The 17,888-nt window shown below is 70.8% G+C and carries 16 protein-coding genes; 7 read left to right on the top strand and 9 right to left on the bottom strand.

Annotated elements, in window-relative coordinates:
* Positions 1–302 precede the first annotated feature (302 nt).
* The gene (locus Q664_RS60990; protein WP_084610069.1) at positions 303–656 is read left to right on the top strand and encodes an amidohydrolase family protein; all 354 of its coding nucleotides are present in this window, start codon (positions 303–305) and stop codon (positions 654–656) included.
* 45 nt (positions 657–701) lie between these two features.
* Here the strand turns inward: Q664_RS60990 and Q664_RS18490 are convergent, their stop codons facing one another.
* Positions 702–1,535, bottom strand: coding sequence for a sterol desaturase family protein (locus Q664_RS18490; RefSeq protein ID WP_052518320.1), 834 nt, complete (start codon positions 1,533–1,535; stop codon positions 702–704).
* A gap of 116 nt (positions 1,536–1,651) precedes the next feature.
* Between Q664_RS18490 and Q664_RS18485 the strand changes: the two genes are divergently transcribed.
* The 5 genes from Q664_RS18485 (at position 1,652) to Q664_RS18465 (ending at position 6,670) form a co-directional block, all read left to right on the top strand.
* Complete coding sequence (locus Q664_RS18485) at positions 1,652–2,446, top strand: SDR family NAD(P)-dependent oxidoreductase (protein WP_043396972.1); 795 nt, start codon at positions 1,652–1,654, stop codon at positions 2,444–2,446.
* A gap of 58 nt (positions 2,447–2,504) precedes the next feature.
* Positions 2,505–3,014 carry a DUF4442 domain-containing protein gene (locus Q664_RS18480; protein WP_043396970.1) on the top strand — a complete coding sequence of 170 codons (510 nt, stop codon included), beginning with the start codon at positions 2,505–2,507 and terminating at the stop codon, positions 3,012–3,014.
* Between the two features lie 15 nt (positions 3,015–3,029).
* Complete coding sequence (locus Q664_RS18475; protein WP_043396968.1) at positions 3,030–4,772, top strand: membrane dipeptidase; 1,743 nt, start codon at positions 3,030–3,032, stop codon at positions 4,770–4,772.
* Between the two features lie 93 nt (positions 4,773–4,865).
* Positions 4,866–6,032: an SDR family oxidoreductase gene (locus Q664_RS18470; RefSeq protein WP_043396965.1), complete on the top strand. Its 1,167-nt coding sequence runs from the start codon at positions 4,866–4,868 to the stop codon at positions 6,030–6,032.
* Between the two features lie 203 nt (positions 6,033–6,235).
* Positions 6,236–6,670 carry a DUF2383 domain-containing protein gene (locus Q664_RS18465; protein WP_043396963.1) on the top strand — a complete coding sequence of 145 codons (435 nt, stop codon included), beginning with the start codon at positions 6,236–6,238 and terminating at the stop codon, positions 6,668–6,670.
* Here Q664_RS18465 and Q664_RS18460 read toward each other — a convergent pair.
* Complete coding sequence (locus tag Q664_RS18460; RefSeq protein ID WP_043396959.1) at positions 6,651–8,564, bottom strand: hypothetical protein; 1,914 nt, start codon at positions 8,562–8,564, stop codon at positions 6,651–6,653. The two genes, Q664_RS18465 and Q664_RS18460, sit on opposite strands and share 20 nt — an antisense overlap.
* 14 nt (positions 8,565–8,578) lie before the next feature.
* Between Q664_RS18460 and Q664_RS18455 the strand changes: the two genes are divergently transcribed.
* Positions 8,579–9,547: a hypothetical protein gene (locus tag Q664_RS18455; protein ID WP_043396956.1), complete on the top strand. Its 969-nt coding sequence runs from the start codon at positions 8,579–8,581 to the stop codon at positions 9,545–9,547.
* A 9-nt stretch (positions 9,548–9,556) separates the two neighbouring features.
* Here the strand turns inward: Q664_RS18455 and Q664_RS18450 are convergent, their stop codons facing one another.
* From Q664_RS18450 to Q664_RS18420, 7 genes are read right to left on the bottom strand one after another with little or no spacing between them, the layout of a single operon-like run.
* Entirely contained in the window at positions 9,557–10,759 is a 1,203-nt protein-coding gene (locus Q664_RS18450) for a response regulator (RefSeq protein ID WP_052518318.1), read from the bottom strand.
* Positions 10,756–11,817: a chemotaxis-specific protein-glutamate methyltransferase CheB gene (gene cheB / locus Q664_RS18445; protein WP_043396954.1), complete on the bottom strand. Its 1,062-nt coding sequence runs from the start codon at positions 11,815–11,817 to the stop codon at positions 10,756–10,758. The genes Q664_RS18450 and cheB overlap by 4 nt, the downstream gene beginning before the upstream one ends.
* Positions 11,814–13,940, bottom strand: coding sequence for a hybrid sensor histidine kinase/response regulator (locus tag Q664_RS18440; RefSeq protein ID WP_200883725.1), 2,127 nt, complete (start codon positions 13,938–13,940; stop codon positions 11,814–11,816). The genes cheB and Q664_RS18440 overlap by 4 nt, the downstream gene beginning before the upstream one ends.
* Entirely contained in the window at positions 13,937–15,418 is a 1,482-nt protein-coding gene (locus tag Q664_RS18435) for a CHASE3 domain-containing protein (RefSeq protein ID WP_235216759.1), read from the bottom strand. Before Q664_RS18435 ends, Q664_RS18440 begins: the two co-directional genes overlap by 4 nt.
* Entirely contained in the window at positions 15,415–15,954 is a 540-nt protein-coding gene (locus Q664_RS18430; protein WP_043396940.1) for a chemotaxis protein CheW, read from the bottom strand. Before Q664_RS18430 ends, Q664_RS18435 begins: the two co-directional genes overlap by 4 nt.
* Positions 15,951–17,375, bottom strand: a complete 1,425-nt coding sequence (locus Q664_RS18425; protein WP_160174437.1) for a CheR family methyltransferase — start codon at positions 17,373–17,375, stop codon at positions 15,951–15,953. Before Q664_RS18425 ends, Q664_RS18430 begins: the two co-directional genes overlap by 4 nt.
* Positions 17,372–17,848 carry a chemotaxis protein CheW gene (locus tag Q664_RS18420; protein WP_043396937.1) on the bottom strand — a complete coding sequence of 159 codons (477 nt, stop codon included), beginning with the start codon at positions 17,846–17,848 and terminating at the stop codon, positions 17,372–17,374. Before Q664_RS18420 ends, Q664_RS18425 begins: the two co-directional genes overlap by 4 nt.
* Positions 17,849–17,888 lie beyond the last annotated feature (40 nt).

Genomic DNA, 17,888 nt, shown 5'->3' with positions numbered 1-17,888 from the left:
TATACCCACCTGAGCCCCCCGGGCTTCCTGGACTTCCTGGAGGGTGTGAGCGACGGACCGCACGTCTTCCGCAAGCTCTTCTCCAACACGCCCACACGGGTGGACACGGACCGGCGCCTGCGGCAGATGGACACGTACGGCATCGAGTCGAACGTGGTGGTGCCGCTGCCCTGGCTCGAGGGGCTCCGGGGTGTGCAGGATGAGCCCTCGCTTTCGGTGAAGGCCGCCCGGCTGTGCAATGACGGACTGCACACCGTGGCCCGGGCCCATCCCGGGCGTTTGCATGGGGTGGCGCTGCTGCCATCGGCCCCACGGTCAAGCCTCCGGATCATCCCGACTACGCGCCGCTCTACCAGAGGGCCGAGCAGCAGACGCACATCGAGCACTTCAAGAAGTTCTACCGCGACACGGCCTCGCTCGGCTTCGAGCCCTCGACCATCCAGCTCGCCTGTGACTTCTTTGGCGTGGAGCGCGTCCTGTTCGGCAGCGACTCGCCCATGGACTCGCGCTCCGGGGAGCTCTTCACCCCGGAGACGGATCGAACGGTCGCGGCGCTGAAGCTCACCGAGGCCGAGCGGCGGGACATCTACGGCGGCAACATGACCCGGCTGCTGAGCCGTGAGCGGGTGAAGACGCGGCGCTCCGCCACGCCCTGAGCCACGGCCGTCCGGCGAGCAAGCACCCGGGCCGCCGCGAGCGCCTCAGCGCGGTGAGGAGGGACTGAGCGCGTCCGGCGTCTGCCCGCTCCGTGCGTCCTCCCGGGAGCCCGTCCCCTCGGTGGCCGCCTCGTAGGCCGCGACATAGCCGGGGTGGTTGGTGCCCATGAGCCGGTCCCACACGTTGAAGTAGAGGCCGAAGTTCCAGTTCGTCTTCTGGTGGTGCTGATGGTGGTGGGTCGTCGTGTTGAAGATCCACCCCAGCGGCGAGCGCAGGAAGCCGCGCGGGTACACCTCGAAGCCGAGGTGTCCCGTGACGTTGATGAGCAACTGGATGGTGAGGAAGATGACGAACGCGTCCCGGTGCACCGGCAGCGTGAGCGCGATGAGCGGAGCGATGCCCGTCTCGATGACGGCCTCCAGCGGGTGGAAGGCGTAGGCGGCGAGCGGCGAGGGATTGTTCGACAGGTGGTGCACCCGGTGGACGTACTTGAAGATGCGCTTCCAGTGCATGAAGCGGTGCGTCCAGTAGAAGTACGTGTCGTGGAGGATGAGCATCACCGGGATGGACACGATGAACCACACGGTCCCATACCGGTCGTCGTTGTAGATGCGGGACAGTCCGGACCGGGCGAGCACGTACATCAGCACGCCCGTGAGCCCGAAGATGCCCAGGCTCACCACCGAGTAGAACACCTCCCTGCGCACCTGCGCCGTGCCGACGGGCCCCGGACCGAGCCGCCGTGACAGCGCGCGCTTCGGCGTCCACCGGTGGAAGACGAGGAACGCCGGGACGGAGAAGAGCACGTAGCGCAGCAGGTTGATGCCGAAGACGAAAAGCGCGACCTCGACTGGCGAACGCGTGAGCAGGACAGGCATGAGTGCCTCCAGACGTTCCGGCAGCCTACCTGCTTTCCATTCGAACAAGGCGCTTGGGCAGGCCCCCCTGCCCTCCTAATCTGCGCGCTTCCCTACCCTCCGAGGAGTCACCCCTCATGGACTTCGAGCTTCGCAACCGCCGGGCCCTCGTCACCGGCTCCACCTTCGGCATCGGCTTCGCCATCGCGCGGGGCCTGGCCGCCGAGGGCGCCAGCGTGGTGGTCAACGGCCGGAAGGCCGAGTCGGTCGACAACGCCGTCGCCCGCATCCGCAAGGAGGTTCCCGGCGCCCAGGTGGAAGGCGTGGTCGCCGATTCCGGCACCGCCGAGGGGGCCCAGGCGGTGTTCTCCCGCGTCCCCAGCGTGGACATCCTGGTGAACAACCTGGGCATCTTCGAGCCCAAGCCCTTCTTCGAGATTCCGGATTCCGACTGGATGCGCTTCTTCGAAGTCAACGTGCTCAGCGGGGTGCGCTTCTCGCGCCACTACGCACCCGGCATGCGCGAGCGCCTCTGGGGCCGCATCCTCTTCGTCTCCAGCGAGTCCGCCCTCAACATCCCCAAGGAGATGATCCACTACGGGATGACGAAGACGGCCCAGCTCAGCGTGTCGCGCGGACTGGCCATCGAGCTGGCGGGAACCGGGGTGACGGTGAACGCCCTGCTGCCCGGCCCCACGAAGACCGAGGGCGTGCAGGACTTCGTGCAGAACCTCGCCACCGGCAGCGGCAGGACGCTCCAGCAGACGGAGGCCGACTTCTTCAAGAACGAGCGCCCCACCTCGCTGCTGCGCCGCTTCGCCACGCCCGAGGAGGTGGCCCACCTGGCCGTCTACCTCTGCAGCCCGCGCGCCTCGGCCACCACCGGCTCCGCGCTGCGCGTGGACGGCGGTACCGCCAATTACATCGTCTAGGACGGATGGCCACCGAAGCGCCTTCCCGAGGGGCATGGGGATGCTATGTCCTCGGCCCATGTCCCCTCTCTCCAGCCTGACCCGGTCCCTCAACAGCCTCGCCTCGGCCGAGACCCTGCGCCGCGCATGGAGCCTGCTGCGCCATGCCCCCGGTGGGGGGCTCCTCATGGGGCAGCTCCTCGGAAACCTCGCGCCCTATACCGGCACCATCCGCCCGGAGGTGCTCACCCTGGAGGAGGGCTATGCCCGGGTGCGGATGCGGGACCGGCGCGCCGTGCGCAACCACCTGCGCTCGGTGCATGCCATCGCGCTGATGAACCTGGGCGAGGTGGCCACCGGGGTGGCGATGATGTCCGCCCTGCCCGAGGGCATGCGCGGCATCATCACCCACCTGGAGATGGACTACCTGCGCAAGGCCCGGGGCTCCATCACCGCCGAGTGCCGGGCCCCCGTCGCCGCCGCGGGCGAGCGGCACGAGTACGACGTCCAGGCCGACCTCACCGACGAGTCCGGCGAGGTGGTGGCCCGGGCTCGAGCGCGCTGGTTGATCGGCCCCGCCACGCACTGACTTCCGGAGATTCTCATGGCGTCCCCCGTGTTCGGATTCGCCGATCTGCACTGCCACCTGATGGCGCACCTGGGCTTTGGCGGGCACCTGCTCGCCGGGCGCCCGGATGGTGACATCGAGCAGGCGCTCGCCCGCTGTGACATCCACCTCCACGGCAAGTGGGGCATCGGCAACTTCGGCAAGGACTGGCCCCTGGTGCAGGCCTTCATCGAGGGCGGCCTGGGCCACGGACCCTGTGGCCATGGCACCTATGCCGACTGGCCCACCTTCAACACGCTCATCCACCAGCAGATGTTCGTGGAGTGGCTACGGCGGGCCCATGCCGGAGGGCTGCGGCTGCTGTGCAGCGTGGCCGTCAACAACGAGCTGCTGGCCGAGCAATGCCACCACCCCGACAAGGACGAGTCCTCCATCGAGAAGCAGATGCGCGAGCTGCGCCGCTTCACCGAGCGCCACGCGGACTGGATGGGGCTGGCCCTGAGCGCCTCGCAGGCCCGCCAGCTCATCACCTCCGGAAAGCTCGCCGTGGTGGCCGGCGTGGAGGTGGACTCGCTCGACAGCCTCCTGGGCGACCGCGAGGCCCTCAAAGAGCAGCCCCTGTCGCTGGAGCAGCTCCCCCGCATCCTGCGCTGGCTGAAGGAGCTCGGCTTCCGGATGATGACGCCGCTGCACCTCGCCAACAACAGCTTCGGCGGTGCGGCCGTCTACGACGACAAGTTCAACCTGCTCAACCACTTCCTGCGCGGGCACTTCTTCGACGTGCGGGGCGCCCCCGACGTGGGCTTCCGGCTCGGCCAGGACATGGAGACGCAGACGAAGGCCGCCGTCATGCTCTACGAGCTGACGCGCCGGGCGCACTACCCGAAGGGGTACGCCCTCAACGCCCCCGGCCAGGGCCACGTCAACCAGCTCGGGCTCACGTCCACGGGCCACACCTTCCTGCGCGAGGCCATGCGCCAGGGCTTCATCCTCGACGTGGAGCACATGTCCGAGCGCTGCACCAACGACGTGCTCTCCCTGGCCGAGCAGTCCCGCTACCCCGTCGTCGCCTCGCACTGCGCCTTCCGCGAGCAGGGCCTCGAGCACCACGAGACGAGCCGCAAGGCCAAGCGTGCCAGCGAGTACATGAAGACGCGCGGCCAGGCGCGGCGCATCCTCGAGCTGGGCGGACTGCTCGGCCCCATCACCAACCAGCACGAGCTGAAGGACTTTCCCGGTGGCACTGTGGACAACGACTGCGCGCGCTCGTCCAAGACGTGGGCCCAGTCATATCAGTACGCCCTCTCCCTGCTGAGCGAGGTGGGCTCCGGCGGCGTGGCGATGGGCACCGACTTCAACGGCCTCAACCAACAACCGGGGCCCCGCTACGGGCCCAACGCCGCCGCCGGGCTGAAGGACGACACGCTGCGCGAGAAGCGGCGGCCCGTGCAGCAGATGCTCCAGCGCAACAAGCCGCCCCTGCCCTACTCGGGCACCCTGTACCGCACGCATGTGCCCTTCGAGAAGGCACGCGCCGGCTCGCGCGAGTTCGACTTCAACACCGACGGACTGGCCCATGTCGGCCTGCTGCCGGACTTCATCCGGGACCTCGTCCACGTGGGCCTGACGGACGCGCAGATGGATCCACTCTTCTCCTCGGCCGAGGCCTTCCTGCGCATGTGGGAGTCCTGCGAGAACCGGGGCGCGGAGCTCGTCGCGGGCGAGCTGGTGGACGCGGCGATTCCCAGGCTCACCCCTCCCGCCGGTGGAGGGGAATAGAAAAAACCGCCGGGTGTCGTGGGCAGCAGCCAGGGAAACGGGCCATCATGTGCCCGGCCGCTCTCCCTGGGCCAGCTTCCCCGATACCCAACCATGACCACTTCCCGAAGGCAGTTCCTCCAGTACACCCTGGCCGCCGCCGCGATGACGGCCTGCGCCACGGGCACGCGCTCCACGTCCGGAGATGGCCGCGCCGCCTCCAAGAAGAAGATCCTCATCCTCGGTGGCACGGGCTTCCTCGGCCCGGCCGTTGTCGCCGCGGCCCAGGCGCGCGGACACACCCTGACCCTCTTCAACCGCGGCAAGACCCGGCCGGAGCTCTTCCCGGACGTGGAGAAGCTGCAGGGCGATAGAGACCCGAACAAGGGCGAGGGCCTCAAGGCGCTCGAGGGCCGCTCGTTCGACGCCGTCATCGACAACTCGGGCTACTACCCGCGCATGGTCGGAGCCTCGGCGTCGCTGCTGGCGCCCAACGTCGGACAGTACATCTTCATCTCCAGCGGCTCGGCCTACGCGAAGAACGACACGCCCGGAGCGGACGAGACCGCCGCGACCGCCACGCTCGCGGATCCGACCGTCGAGTCGATGGGCAAGAACTTCGAGAACTACGGTGGGCTGAAGCGCGCGTGCGAGGTGGCCGTGGAGAAGGCCCTGCCGGGCCGCACCACCATCGTCCGCCCCGGCTACATCGTGGGCCCGGAGGATCGCACGGACCGCTTCACGTACTTCCCCTGGCGCTACGCGCAGGGCGGAGAGATGCTCGCGCCGGGCAGCCCGTCGGATCCGCTGCAGATCATCGACGTGCGCGACCTGGCCGAGTGGCTCGTGCTGCTGGTGGAGCGCAACACCACGGGCGTCTTCAACGCCGTGGGGCCGGAGAAGCCCTGGAGCATGGGGGAGCTGTTCACGGCCTGTAAGGAGATCACCGGCAAGGACACGAAGCTCACCTGGGTGTCCGGCGAGTTCCTCCAGAAGAACGGCGAGGACGGCGAGGGCGCGCTCCCCATCTGGGCGCCGGCCTTCGGGTCCTACGCCGGCATGCACCGGCGCAGCAACGCGCGGGCGGTGCAGGCCGGGCTGAAGTTCCGCTCGCCGGTCGTCACCACCCGGGACACCCTCGAGTGGTTCAACAGCCAGCCCGAGGAGCGCCGCAGCAAGCTGCGCGGCGGGTTGCCCCCGGAGCGCGAGGCGGAGCTGCTCTCGCTCTGGGCCAAGGCCCAGCAGGGCACCCCGGTGGCCCCGTCCGCCCAGGGCGGCTGAGGACGCCAAGCCCACGGGGAGGGGCATTTCCCTCCCCGTACCGTGCACCAGCACACGGCGGTGTCATCCCCTCGTCACTCCCTGGCGGGCAGGCAACCCCCGCGCCGTCCTCCTGGAGCGGGGCAAGGCCAGGGAGCGCTCGTTGCCGCTCCGCGAGGGAGCAATCACCTTTGCGCGAGTCATCTCCAGCAGGAGGCAAGCGCATGGCGAACACCACCGATGTCGAGACGCTCAACTCATTCCTTCGCGGTGAAATCTCGGCGGTGGAGACCTACCGCCAGGCCATCGGCCGGGTGTCGGATGAGCGGCTCCGCAGCCAGCTCGAGGACTGCATGCAGGACCACGAGCACCGCGTGGCGGCCATCCGCGAGCGCGTCGAGAAGCTCGGAGGCAAGCCGGTGGAGGGCTCCGGCGTCTGGGGAGCCTTCGCGAAGCTGGTGCAGGGAGGCGCGGATCTCCTCGGCGACAAGACGGCCATCCAGGCGCTCGAGGAAGGTGAGGACCACGGCCTCGCGGACTACCAGCGCGACATGGACAAGACGCACGGCGAGGCGCGCCGCTTCGTCCGGATGGAGCTGCTGCCCTCGCAGAAGCGCACCCACGAGCGGATGAGCCGCCTCAAGAAGACCCTGCACTGACGGAGGGACGGCGTGGACGGGACAGCGCCGCCCACGCCACCACCAGCACGGTGAGCACCGAGAGGAGCGCCGCTGGACGCGCCCCTCTCGAGGCCCCGAAGCGCAGCACCACCTCGCCCGGGTCCGCGTGCAACGTCATCAGCCGCGCGCCCTCGACGAGCGCCGGCTCGAGCGGCACCGCCTGGCCCTCATGCGTGGCCTCCCATTCGGGGGCCCAACCCATCCACAGCAACACCCCGGTGGAGCCGGGCCCGGACAGGCGCAGGCGCACCGCCTCGTCTTCCCAGGACAACACCTCCGCGGCCGCGTCAGGCGTCGAGGCATTCACCCGGGGCAGCTGCCGCACCTCGCGCACCTCGAATCGGCCCCACCGCGCGAGCACCGGCAACCCGGCCAGGGGCCCCTCCGCTGGCGCATCCATCAGCACCGCCGTCACGCCCAGGTGGCCCAGCATGCGTGGCTCCAGGGTGCTGAACTTGCCGCCAAAGACGGTGGCCGGCGTGTAGCCCACCTTGAAGAAGGGGCGCTCCAACCACGGCACCGCGAGCAGCAGACAGTGGTGGTGCGCGGAGGGGTTGTAGAGCGCCACGCGCCCTTGCGCCATCCGCGGGCCGCTCTCCCGCAGCAGCCGCGCCAGCCCGGCCTCCTCCTCGGCCGTGTAGCACTGGAAGCGCTTCGGCGGCTCGGACGTGCCTCCCGGAGGATCTCCCCCCCGGAGACGCCACACCCCAAGGCCCGCGCACAGCAACAGCCCCAGCACCCCCGCCTCCCACCCGCGGCGTGCACGCAGCGCGTGGGCCAGCTCCCTCACGGACAGGACCGCGAGCCCCACCAGGAACAGGCGCCCCACCGCCCGGAAGCGCACCACCTGCACGCCCTCGATGGCCCGGTGCTTCTCCAGGCCCAGGAGCCAGTACGGCGCCTCCGTCGTCAGCAGCAGCGCGCCCCAGGTGGCGAGCACCAGCCAGCGCCCGCGCGAGCCGCCCTTCCACCACGCCACTCCCGAGCCCACCACGGCCAGCGGCCCCACCCAGCCCGGCAGCCCCGGCACGAGCTCGCCGCCCCACACTCCACTCCACAGCCTGCCCAGGGACTGAGGCATCGCGCCCACGTGCTCGGCCTGCGAGCCCCGGAGGAGGAAGGGAAGAAGCCACCACGCCGCCAGCCCCAGTCCCAGGGCGGACACGGCCAACCACCGCCGCGGCGCGTGGAGTCCCCCACCCGCCTCCCTCCAGAAGACGGCCACCTGCAGCGCGGCCATCGGGAAGAAGAGGACGAGCGCGAAGGGATGGGCCAGCAGCGCCAGGCCCAGCAACACCCCGGGGACGAGGGCCGCTCCGCGTCCGCCTCGCACCAGGGAGTCCGGCAACCGCGCGAGCGCCGCCAGCACCAGGGCCACGGACGCCCCGAAGGGCCACACGCCCATGTCGAGATACCAGTGCCGGCCCCCCGCGTACGTCCCGCCCCGGTCCACGAAGAGGCAGAGGCCCAGGGCCACCAGCGCCCAGAAGGGGCCGAGCACCGGACGCAGGAGCACGAAGAGCGCCAGGGCGAATCCCCCGAGGAACACCCCCAGGACGACGCCATAGCTCCCATCCCACCCCAGGAGGCCCCCGGTGAGCAGGTGGACGGAAGCAACGCAGAGGTTGGCGAGCGGCGGATAGAAGGCGTGGACCGGGTGCCCCGCGAACTGGAAATCACTCCAGCCCACCAGCCGCCCGGAGCGCAGCAGGAGCTCGGCCTCCACCGCGTTGGCCAGGTGCACATTGTGGTCGGCCGAGTGCGGCGGACTCCCCCACCACACCGAGGGCCACGCCAGCGTCCCGAGCAGCACGGCCAGGAGTGGCGCCCACCGTCCCAGGTCCTTCACACCCATGTCCATCCCATGGGCCATGTACACTACACCCGATGGAGAACCCGCTGCCCAGGGTCTGCCCCCGCTGTGGTGAGCCTCGCATCCTCGCGCCGGAGTGCCCGAGGTGCGGCGTCCTCTATGCCAGGGCGGAAGCCCGTGCCGCGCAACTCGCCTCGCGGCCCGCCCCACCCGAGCCCGAGCCCGCCGCGGCTCCAGCTCCGGCCGAGCCCCAGGTGCCGCTCACCCCCACGGGCCTCCTCTGGCATGGCGAGGAGGAGGAAGCACGGAGCGAGCTGCGGGTGCGCCTGTTCGCCCTCCCCGTTGGCCTGCTCATGGCGTGGTTGCTCGTGAAGTCCCCCCTGTGGGGCTTCCTGATGCGCATCTTCCTCTCCATGTGGATCCACGAGCTGGGCCACGCCGTCACCGCCTGGTTCTGCGGCTTCCCCTCCTTCCCCGGCCCCTGGGTCACCCGCACGGATGACGAGCGCTCCACTGTCCTCTTCCTGCTGCTGGCCACCCTGTTCGCGGCGATGAGCCTCCGCGGGTACCTCACGCGCAGCCGGCTCCTGGTGATCGCGGGCACCACGTGCCTCGTCCTCCAGTTCCTGGGCACCGTGGTGCTGCCGCCTGGCAAGGGCCTGATGCTCGTCACGTTTGGAGGCGATGCCGGATGCCTCGTGCTCGGCAGCCTCCTCATGACGACCGTCTACGCGCCCAGGCACTCCAAGCTCCGCCAGGGCTGGCTGCACTGGGGCTACCTGACCATCGGCGCGGCGGCCTTCATGGATGCCTTCTCACAATGGTGGGCCGCCCGGAGCGACTTCGACCGGATTCCCTTCGGCCACATCGAAGGCGTGGGGCTGAGCGATCCCTCCAAGCTGGTGGACGTCCACGGCTGGAGCGAGTCCGAGCTCGTCCGGCGCTACACCTGGCTGGGACTGGCCTGCCTGGCGGCGCTCGCCGTGCTCTACGTGGTGGGAGTGAGCCGCGCCCGCGCCCGGCTGCGCGCGGACGGGCAGTGACTTCGGACCTCAGGAGCCGCGGGAGCGGGCATGGGCGCCCGCGTCCGACCGGGTCAGCGCCTGGATGGACTGGATGCGCCGCTCCGCCTCCTGGGCATCCAGGAAGATGTGCAGCATGTCCCGGATGGTCGGCAACGCCCGCGTCAGCGACGCGACGGTGAGCAGCTGCGGATCCACCCCGGCCTTGCGGCACGCGCGCGTCATGGTGGAGGCGGCGATGACGGGAGACAGGCCACAGCGCGCCACCAGTGCCTCGAAGAGGGCACCCGGCATCGCCCCGGAGGGCGGCGCGGGAGCGACGGTCGGCGCCGGAGCCGCGTGCGACGCCGGAGCTGGAATCGCGGGATGATTCGCGCCAGACGGAGTCCGCGGCAGGGCGGGGAACGAGCCGGACGGGGTCCGCGGCATGGGAGGCGGAGCATGCTGCTCGGACTCCGCCCGGCGCCGCAGCTCGGTCCGCACCTGCGCGCGCAGCACCTCGATGTCTTCCGTCTTGGAGCAGAAGGCATCCACCTTCACCGCCAGCGCCTCGGAGATGAGCTTCGCGTCGAAGCCGGCCGTCAGTCCCACCACGGCCACCTGGGCCGTTGCCGGCAGGGTCCTCACGGCGCGCACCCACTCCGGCCCATCCAGCCCCGGCATCTCCAAATCCAGCAGGATGCAGTCCACCGGCTGGGCCTCCAGCAGCCGCATGGCGTCCTCACCGGACTCGGCGATGATGACGTCATGGCCGTCCTTGCGCAGCGCGTCCGAGGCGCGGTGGCGGAAGTCGATGCGGCCATCCACCACCATCACCCGCCGGCGCCTGCCCGCCGACACCAGCCGGGGCGTGCCATCCTGCTCGGGCACCTGCGTCAGCTCATGGGCCCGGCGCACCACGTACGCCGGATCATACGGCTTGCCCACGTAGTCATTGGCGCCGTGAGACAGGCCCTTGAGCCGCTGCACCACCGCGGCCTCGGTGGACAGCATCAACACGGGCAGGTGCGACGTCCGGGGCACGCGGCGCAGCTCCTCCAGCAGCTCCACGCCCTCGCCATCCGGCAGCACCATGTCCAGGATGAGCAGATCGAATTCACCCTCGCTCAGCGCCTTGCGGGCGGCTCCGAGGCTCTCGCACAACGTGGTGCCAAAGCCAGCGGCGCTCAACACTCCGCGCATGTCCGCTCGGACCGTCGCGCTGTCATCCACGATGAGCACACGTGCCTTCATGCCGTTCCTTCCCTGGCTCCTGCTCGGGCGAGTGCCGTCAGCAGGGGGGGAATCTCCGTCAGCTCCGTCACATGCTGAGCGGCCCCCAGCCGAATGGCCTCGCGCGGCATCCCGAATACCACGCAGGAGGATTCATCCTCCACCACCGTGGCGGCCCCCGCGCGTCTGAGCGCCGCCAACCCCTCCGCCCCGTCCCGTCCCATGCCCGTCAGCAGGCAGCCGATGGCGGCCGCCCCCACCTCCCGGGCCACGGACTCGAAAAGCTCGTCCACCGACGGCCGGCACGAGTGCCGCTCCGGCCCGTCCACCAGCCGCAGCCGGCCGCCGCGCACCACCAGGTGCCGGTTGCCCGGCGCCATCCGCACAGTCACCCGTCCCGGCATCGGCAGCGCCTCCCCATCCACCGCATTGCGCACCACCAGCCCGCTCTGCGCCTCCAACCACTCGGCCATGGCGGTATCGAAGTGTTCTGTAATATGCAGCACCAGCAGCACCGGCAGGGGGAAACCCGCTGGCAGCGAGCGGAGGATGTGGCGCACGGCCGCCGGTCCTCCCGTCGAGGCGCCCATCACCAGCAGGCGCGGCGGCACGGCGGGCGCCAACACCCGGGGCGGCGCATGAGGCGTCTCCTGGCGCAACCGGGCCCGCACATGGGTGATGACGCGCACGCGCGAGGCCACCCGCACCCGCGACAACAGCATCTGCATCCACTTGGAGTCCAGCAGGCCCGAGGGTTTGTCCACCGCGTCCACCGCCCCCGCCGCCAGCGCATCCATGGTGCGCAGGCCCTCGGTGCGATTCTCGGCCGCCGAGAGCACGACGATGGGGGTGGGACAATGGGCCATGATGAGCTCGGTGGCCCGCAGCCCGTCCACCCTGGGCATCACCAGGTCCATCGTCACCACGTCCGGGCGCAGGCGCTGGCACTGCTCGAAGGCCTGCTGGCCGTCGGCCGCCTCGCCCACCACCTCGCACGAGGTGTCGAGCGCGAAGCCATCCGCCAGCCGGCGGCGCACCGTGAGCGAGTCGTCCACGACGAGCACCCGCAGGCGGCTCATGCGGGCCTCCGTCCGGAGGCAATCAACCGGGCCACCGTGTCCAGGTAGCTGTGCTGCTGGAACTCGCCCTTGACGATGTAGGCGGACACCCCCGCGTCACGGCCGCGCCGCTTGTCCTCGTCCGTGGCCAGCGAGGACACCATGAGGATGGGCAGCCCCTGCAGGGAGGGAATGGAGCGGATGCGCCGGGTGACATCCAACCCCGTCATGCCCGGCATCTCCACGTCGACGATGAGCAGGGCATGGCCGCCGCGCTGAATCTTCTCCAGGCCCTCCTCACCGGAGGCGGCCAGCTCCACCTGGTAGCCGGCGGCCTCGAGGATGCTCTTCTCCAGCATGCGGGTGGTGACGGAGTCGTCCACCACGAGGATGAGGTGCTTCTGCGTGATGCGAGCCTTGGGGACGCCACCCGAGGAGCCCGAGTGCACCAGGCGTACCAGGCCCGCCGCGTCCAGCAGCAGCAGGGGCACCCCCTGCTCGTCGAAGCTCGCCCCGGCCACCAGCGGCAGGGGGGGCACGCTGGAGGGCAGCGGACGGCTCACCCGGCGGGAGATGCCCAGCAGCCGCTCCACGCCCACCGCGGCCCGGCCGGCGGAGCCCGCGTTGAGCACCAGCACGGACCAGGCGCGGGGCCGCTGAGCGCCCGTGTTCCCCATCGCATCCAGCAGCGGAAGGAAGGGCAGCACCTCTCCCCCGAAGGAGATGGAGGCACGCGACCCCGTCCAGGTGACGGCCTCGGCGGGCAGGTGGAGGGCGCCGCTGAGCGACTCCAGGGGGACGAGCATGCGCTGTCCACCCGCCTCCACCCCCAGCACCTCCAGCGAGGCCAGCGTGAGGGGCACCTCGAGCGTGATGGAGGTGCCCAGCCCCGGCCGGGAGGTGATGTGCACATCGCCCTTGAAGCGGCGCACCATCTCGCGCACCACGTCCAACCCCACGCCGCGGCCGGACACCTCGGTGACCGTGCGCGCCGTGCTGAAACCGGACTGGAAGAGCAACTCCAGCAGCCCCTGCTCGTCCAGGGCATCCACCTCGGCGGGGGTGACCACGCCCCGCTCCAGCGCCACCTGGCGCACCCGCCCCAGGTCCACGCCACGCCCGTCGTCCTCGCACACGAAGAAGACGCGCCCACCGCGCCGCTGCACCTTCAGCGAGAAGAGGCCCGTGGGGGACTTGCCCACCGCCCGCCGCTCGTCGGGCGTCTCCAGCCCGTGGTCCACCGCGTTGCGCACCACGTGCACCAGTGACTGGCGCACCGCCGCCAGCACGTGCCCGTCAATCTGGATGTCCCCGCCCTCGGCGCGAAACTCCACCTGGCGGCCCAGCGAGGCGGCCGCGTCGCGGGCGGCCAGCTCCAGGGGGCCAAAGAGCGTCTGTGTCGGAACGAGCCGCAGGGTGTTGGCCCCGTCCCGCAGCCGGCCCAGCTCCGACTCCACCTGCCCCAGTCCACCGCCCAGCTGCCGTCCCGCCTTCACCAGCGAGGCGCGCAGGCCTTCCGTCACGGCCAGCACGCGCGACATCCACCGGGCGCGCTCCGCGGGTGAGCCATTGGAGGCCACCGGCGCGGTGAGCTGCTCGAGGAGCGTGTCCGCACCGTGCTGCGCCTGCCCCAGCGCCTCCACCACCCCTCGCAGGCCGCCCAGCTGCACCACGGCCTCGGACAAGCCCTCCAGCAGCGTGTCCAGCCGCGCCAGCTCCACACGCACCACCTCGGACGTGGGGGCCTCGGGAGCCGCCACCGCCGCGGCCACGGCCGCCACCGCCGCCTCGGACGAAACCGTCTCGGCGGCGGGCGCCGGCGGCGGCGCATCGAGCGCGTCCAGGGCCTCGGCCATCTGCCCCACCAGGCGCAGGAACTCGTGCACGCTGTCCACGGGCAGGGCCTGGCCGCTGTTGCGGTAGGGCGACAGCGCGTCCTCCACCGCGTGCGCCATCTCCGCCAGCGGCACCTGCCCCACCACCCGCGCCGCCCCCTTCAGGGTGTGCGCATAGCGGAAGAGCTCCGGCAGGATCTGGGCACCGCCCTCACCGTCGGCCAGGGTGAACAGGCCCTGCGTGAGCTGCTCGATGAGCTCCCGGGCCTCGATACGGAAATAGCGGTAGGGGTCGTTGTCCAGGCTCATGCGGAGGCGCGCGCGTCGATGATGGCATGGAGCTGCTTGGAAAGCTGGATGAGCCGGGTGGCCGTCTGAAGCGTCTGCGCGGAGCTGGACTCGGCCTGACGCGCCGTCTGCGCCACCTCGAGGATGGCGGTGTTCACCTGCTCCACCGCCGTCGTCTGCTGCTGGGTGCTCAGCTCGATTTCCCGCGCCACGTCCAGGTTGGCGCGCACCAGCTCGGTGATGCGCCGGAAGCTGCCAGCCACGTCGGTGAACTGCTTCGTGCTGCTCTGCACCGCCTTGGAGCCGTCCTCGGTGGCCATGATGGTGGTGTTGGAGGCGGCGCGGATTTCATCGATGAGCACGCGGATGTCCTTGGTGGCGCCCCCCACCCGGTCCGCCAGCTTGCGGATTTCATCGGCCACCACGGCGAACCGCTTGCCGTGCTCGCCCGCCCCGGCGCTCTCGATGGTGGCGTTGATGGCGAGGATGTTCGTCTGCTCGGCCAGGTCGTTGATGATGTCCACGATACCGCCAATCTCCTGCGAGCGCTTGCCCAGCTCCAGCATGTGATTGACGATGGCGTCCACCTGGCGGCGCACCGTGTCGATGGCCTCCTGGGCATGCAACACCGTGTCGTTTCCGTTGCGCGCGGCACCGGCCGTCTCGTCCGCCACGCGGGCCACCTGCTGGGCGCTGCTGGCGATCTGCCGCGAGGTGGCCAGCAGCTCCTTGACGGTGGTGGAAATTTCCGTGGTGGATGAGGCCTGCTCCCGAGCCCCCGTGGCCTGCTGCGAGGCCGCCGACTGGAGCTCGGCCGAGGAGCCCTGCACCAGCTCGATGGCCGAGCCGATCTTCTTCTGCAGGCTGAGGCCCACCACGGTGGCCGCCACCATCACCAGGAGGATGGCGACGCCGCCGCCCCACATGAACAGCTTCTCGAACGACGCCGAGTCCCGCTTCAGCAGCTCATCCCGCTGCTGGAGCAGCCGCAGCTCGTGCTCGCGCATCTCCGCCACCACGCGGCGGAGGTCGTCCATCAGCGCCTTGCCCTCCCCGGTGGTGATGACGGCCAGGGCGGCCTCGAAGCCCCGGGCGCGGCGCAGCTCGACGCTGTTGCGCATGCTGGCCAGCTTCTGCGTGAGGAGGAACTTCACGGCATCCAGCTGCCGGAGCTGCACGGGGTTGTCGGCGAGCAGGCCACGCACGCGCGCGAGCTCCGCGTCGATGCTGTCCTGCGCCTCGCGGTAGGGCTCCAGGTAGGACTCGTCACCGGTGAGCACGTAGCCGCGCTGCCCCGTCTCCGCGGCCCTGGCGCTGGAGAGGACGCGCTCCAGTCCATTGATGACCTCGTGGGAGTGCTCCACGGCGACGGCGGTTCCCGTGAACTGCCGGGTGCTCCGGATGGCCTGGACGACGAAGAGGCAGATGAGCACCGACACCATGACGACGGCGGCGGTGAACTGCAGGCGCAACGTCAAATTGGAGACCATCTTCATCATCGTCCCTGCTGAGGACCGGAGGCGTCCTCCAGCAACTTTCTCACGAGCGAGTCCACGTCGAGCACGGGCAGCGGCGGGGCGTCCGGCAGGAGGACGTTGCTGTTGAGCAGGGGATGGGCGGCGGAGGCGCCACCACCCGAGCGCAGCTGCTCCGGGGTGGCACGCATCTGCCCCTCGAAGCCGGCCGCGGCCAGCCCCACGCGCCGGCTCCCACCGGCCAGCAACAACCAGCGGGGTGGCTCCCCGGACTGCAGGCCCAACAGCGCCGTCAGGTCATGCACGGCGATGAGCTGCCCCCGGAGCCCCGCCACCCCCAACAGGGAGGCCGGAGCACCCGGCAGACGTACCAGCCGGGGCATGAGGTGGAGGCCGGAGAGGTGGCCCAGCTTCACGGCCAGGGGGGCACCTCCCACGCGCAGCCGCAGCAGCGCCTCGCCGGGCTCCTGCCGGGGAGGAGGAGGACGGGAGAAGGAGGCATCGAAGCCCTCACGCAGCTCGTCCAACCGCAGTGCCGTCCGGGAGCGAGGCAGACTCATGGGACCTCCGTACAGGCCTGCAGCTCCTGCAGGCCCACTTGCATCAATCCATGGCGGCCAAAGCCTCCGCCGAAGAGCGACAGGTGCAGGGGCTTCTCCTGCGGCAGCAACGACACGGCCATGCGCAGGGCCACGCGGGCCTCCACCATGTCACCGGCCCGGCGCGCCAGCGAGCCCGCGCGCAGGTGGGCCAGCGCGAAGGTGGGCTCCGCGCGCACGGACGCGGCGTACCGGCCGCGGGCACCGGCCTCGTCCCCGCTCTGCTCCAGGCACAGCCCCAACAGGTAGTACGCCGGGGCCTCGGTGGCGCTCGCCGTGACGAGCTGCCGGCCCAGCTGCTCGGCCTGGGACAGGCGTCCCGCGTGCAGGTGCAGCACCGCGCGCAGCAGCTGCGCCTTGGGGCTCGAGTTCCCGGGCACCGACTCCAGCAGCGCCCAGGCCTCGGTGTAGCGCTCCGCCTCGAGCAGCTGCAGCACGCCCTCCAGTCCGTCCGGCGCTGGCGGCGGCGGCGGCATGGGTGCCGGCGTGGCCACCCGCTGGGCCACCGTGGCCGTGGGCGTGGCGGTGGCCACGGGCGCGGCCTGGGGGACGGAGACGGTGGGCGGCGCGGGAGGCTTCAAGCGGTAATAGAAGGCGTCACCGCCGCGCAGCAGCTCGAAGTCCTCGGAGATGCCACGCAGCGTCTCGCTGGGCCCCATGAAGAGGTAGCCACCGGGAACCAGGGCCTGGGCCATGCGGGCGACGATTTTACGGATGACGTCCTGGGGGAAGTAGAGGACGACGTTGCGGCAGAGGATGGCGTGGAAGGAGCCCGGGGCCCAGAAGGCGGAGGCCTCCTCCAGGAGGTTGCGCTCCTCGAAGATGACCTGGTCCCGCACCTGGGGCTGGAGGGCGAACCCCTCGGGGGTGCGCTGGAACCACTGCTGGCGCATGGCGCTCGGCACGGCGCGCAGCGACCAGGGGGAATAACAGGCGCGGCGGGCGTGGGCGATGGAGCGAGGGTTGACGTCGATGCCGAGAATCCGCAGCCGGGAGGAGTCCACGCGGCCGCGCTCGCGGGCGAGCAGGGCCACGGAGTAGGGCTCCTCCCCCGTGGAACAGCCAGCGCACAGGACACGGACGGTGGACGTCTGGCGCAGGAAGGTGGGCAGCACCTGGTCCACCAGCGTCTCCAGCTGGGTGGGATGGCGCAGGAAGTACGTCTCCCCCACGGTGAGCCGCTCGGCCAGCGCCTTCCACTCCGCCTGCGAGGACTGGGAGGCCAGCTGCTCCAGGTAACGATCCACACCACACGAGGCCGAGCGCTCGGCGAGCAGCGTCACCAGCTCGCCCCACTGGCCCTCCTCATAGTGGAGGCCCAGGCGCTGCTCCACGAGCGCGACGAAGCGGACGAGCGGCGGGCGGGAGGGCGTGGCGATCACGCGCCCCCCTGGCCGGAGGGATTCTCCAGGCGGCGCCAGAACTCCTCGGGCAGCAGGCGGGACGTCCCCAGCAGCGCCAGCAGGCGCCCGTCGAACGAGCCCAGGTGTTGAAGGTGGCCGCTGGCGGTGGCGCGCAGCAGGGGCGGCACCGAGTCCAGGCCCTCCTCCTCCATCCACCGCAGGCCGCGGACCTCATCCACCTCGAGCGCCATGCGCCCCTCGGGCACCCGCAGCGAGACGAACCGGCGGCCCTCGCCGTCCTCGGCCAGGGCCCCGCCCAGCAGCATCGCCAGGCTCACCACGGGAGCCGGCGCGCCGCGCACCAGGGACACACCCCGCACGAAGACCGGGGCCGCGGACACCGGGGCTACCGGCAGCGGCCTCATCGTCTCCTCCACGTCCTCGAGCGGCAGCGCGCACATCCACTCCTGCGCCCTCACGACGAGGAAGCAGCGAGACCCCTGCCTGGGCATGACTCCCCCTTCGGGTTCGAACTCCACGCAAATCATGCAC

The organism is Archangium violaceum Cb vi76 (assembly GCF_000733295.1).
Classification (GTDB): domain Bacteria; phylum Myxococcota; class Myxococcia; order Myxococcales; family Myxococcaceae; genus Archangium; species Archangium violaceum.
The sequence above is the reverse complement of the archived record's forward strand: the minus strand, read 5'-3'. Positions and strand labels throughout refer to the sequence as shown.

Excerpts from the sequence above, each read along its gene's own strand:
- Q664_RS18430 (WP_043396940.1), bottom strand. The coding sequence starts at position 15,954 with ATGAGTCTGCCTCGCTCCCGGACGGCACTGCGGTTGGACGAGCTGCGT.
- Q664_RS18450 (WP_052518318.1), bottom strand. The coding sequence starts at position 10,759 with ATGAAGGCACGTGTGCTCATCGTGGATGACAGCGCGACGGTCCGAGCG.
- Q664_RS18470 (WP_043396965.1), top strand. The coding sequence starts at position 4,866 with ATGACCACTTCCCGAAGGCAGTTCCTCCAGTACACCCTGGCCGCCGCC.
- Q664_RS18460 (WP_043396959.1), bottom strand. The coding sequence starts at position 8,564 with ATGGCCCATGGGATGGACATGGGTGTGAAGGACCTGGGACGGTGGGCG.
- Q664_RS18475 (WP_043396968.1), top strand. The coding sequence starts at position 3,030 with ATGGCGTCCCCCGTGTTCGGATTCGCCGATCTGCACTGCCACCTGATG.
- Q664_RS18435 (WP_235216759.1), bottom strand. The coding sequence starts at position 15,418 with ATGATGAAGATGGTCTCCAATTTGACGTTGCGCCTGCAGTTCACCGCC.
- Q664_RS18490 (WP_052518320.1), bottom strand. The coding sequence starts at position 1,535 with ATGCCTGTCCTGCTCACGCGTTCGCCAGTCGAGGTCGCGCTTTTCGTC.
- Q664_RS18465 (WP_043396963.1), top strand. The coding sequence starts at position 6,236 with ATGGCGAACACCACCGATGTCGAGACGCTCAACTCATTCCTTCGCGGT.
- Q664_RS18480 (WP_043396970.1), top strand. The coding sequence starts at position 2,505 with ATGTCCCCTCTCTCCAGCCTGACCCGGTCCCTCAACAGCCTCGCCTCG.
- Q664_RS18420 (WP_043396937.1), bottom strand. The coding sequence starts at position 17,848 with ATGCCCAGGCAGGGGTCTCGCTGCTTCCTCGTCGTGAGGGCGCAGGAG.
- cheB (WP_043396954.1), bottom strand. The coding sequence starts at position 11,817 with ATGAGCCGCCTGCGGGTGCTCGTCGTGGACGACTCGCTCACGGTGCGC.
- Q664_RS18440 (WP_200883725.1), bottom strand. The coding sequence starts at position 13,940 with ATGAGCCTGGACAACGACCCCTACCGCTATTTCCGTATCGAGGCCCGG.
- Q664_RS18485 (WP_043396972.1), top strand. The coding sequence starts at position 1,652 with ATGGACTTCGAGCTTCGCAACCGCCGGGCCCTCGTCACCGGCTCCACC.
- Q664_RS18455 (WP_043396956.1), top strand. The coding sequence starts at position 8,579 with ATGGAGAACCCGCTGCCCAGGGTCTGCCCCCGCTGTGGTGAGCCTCGC.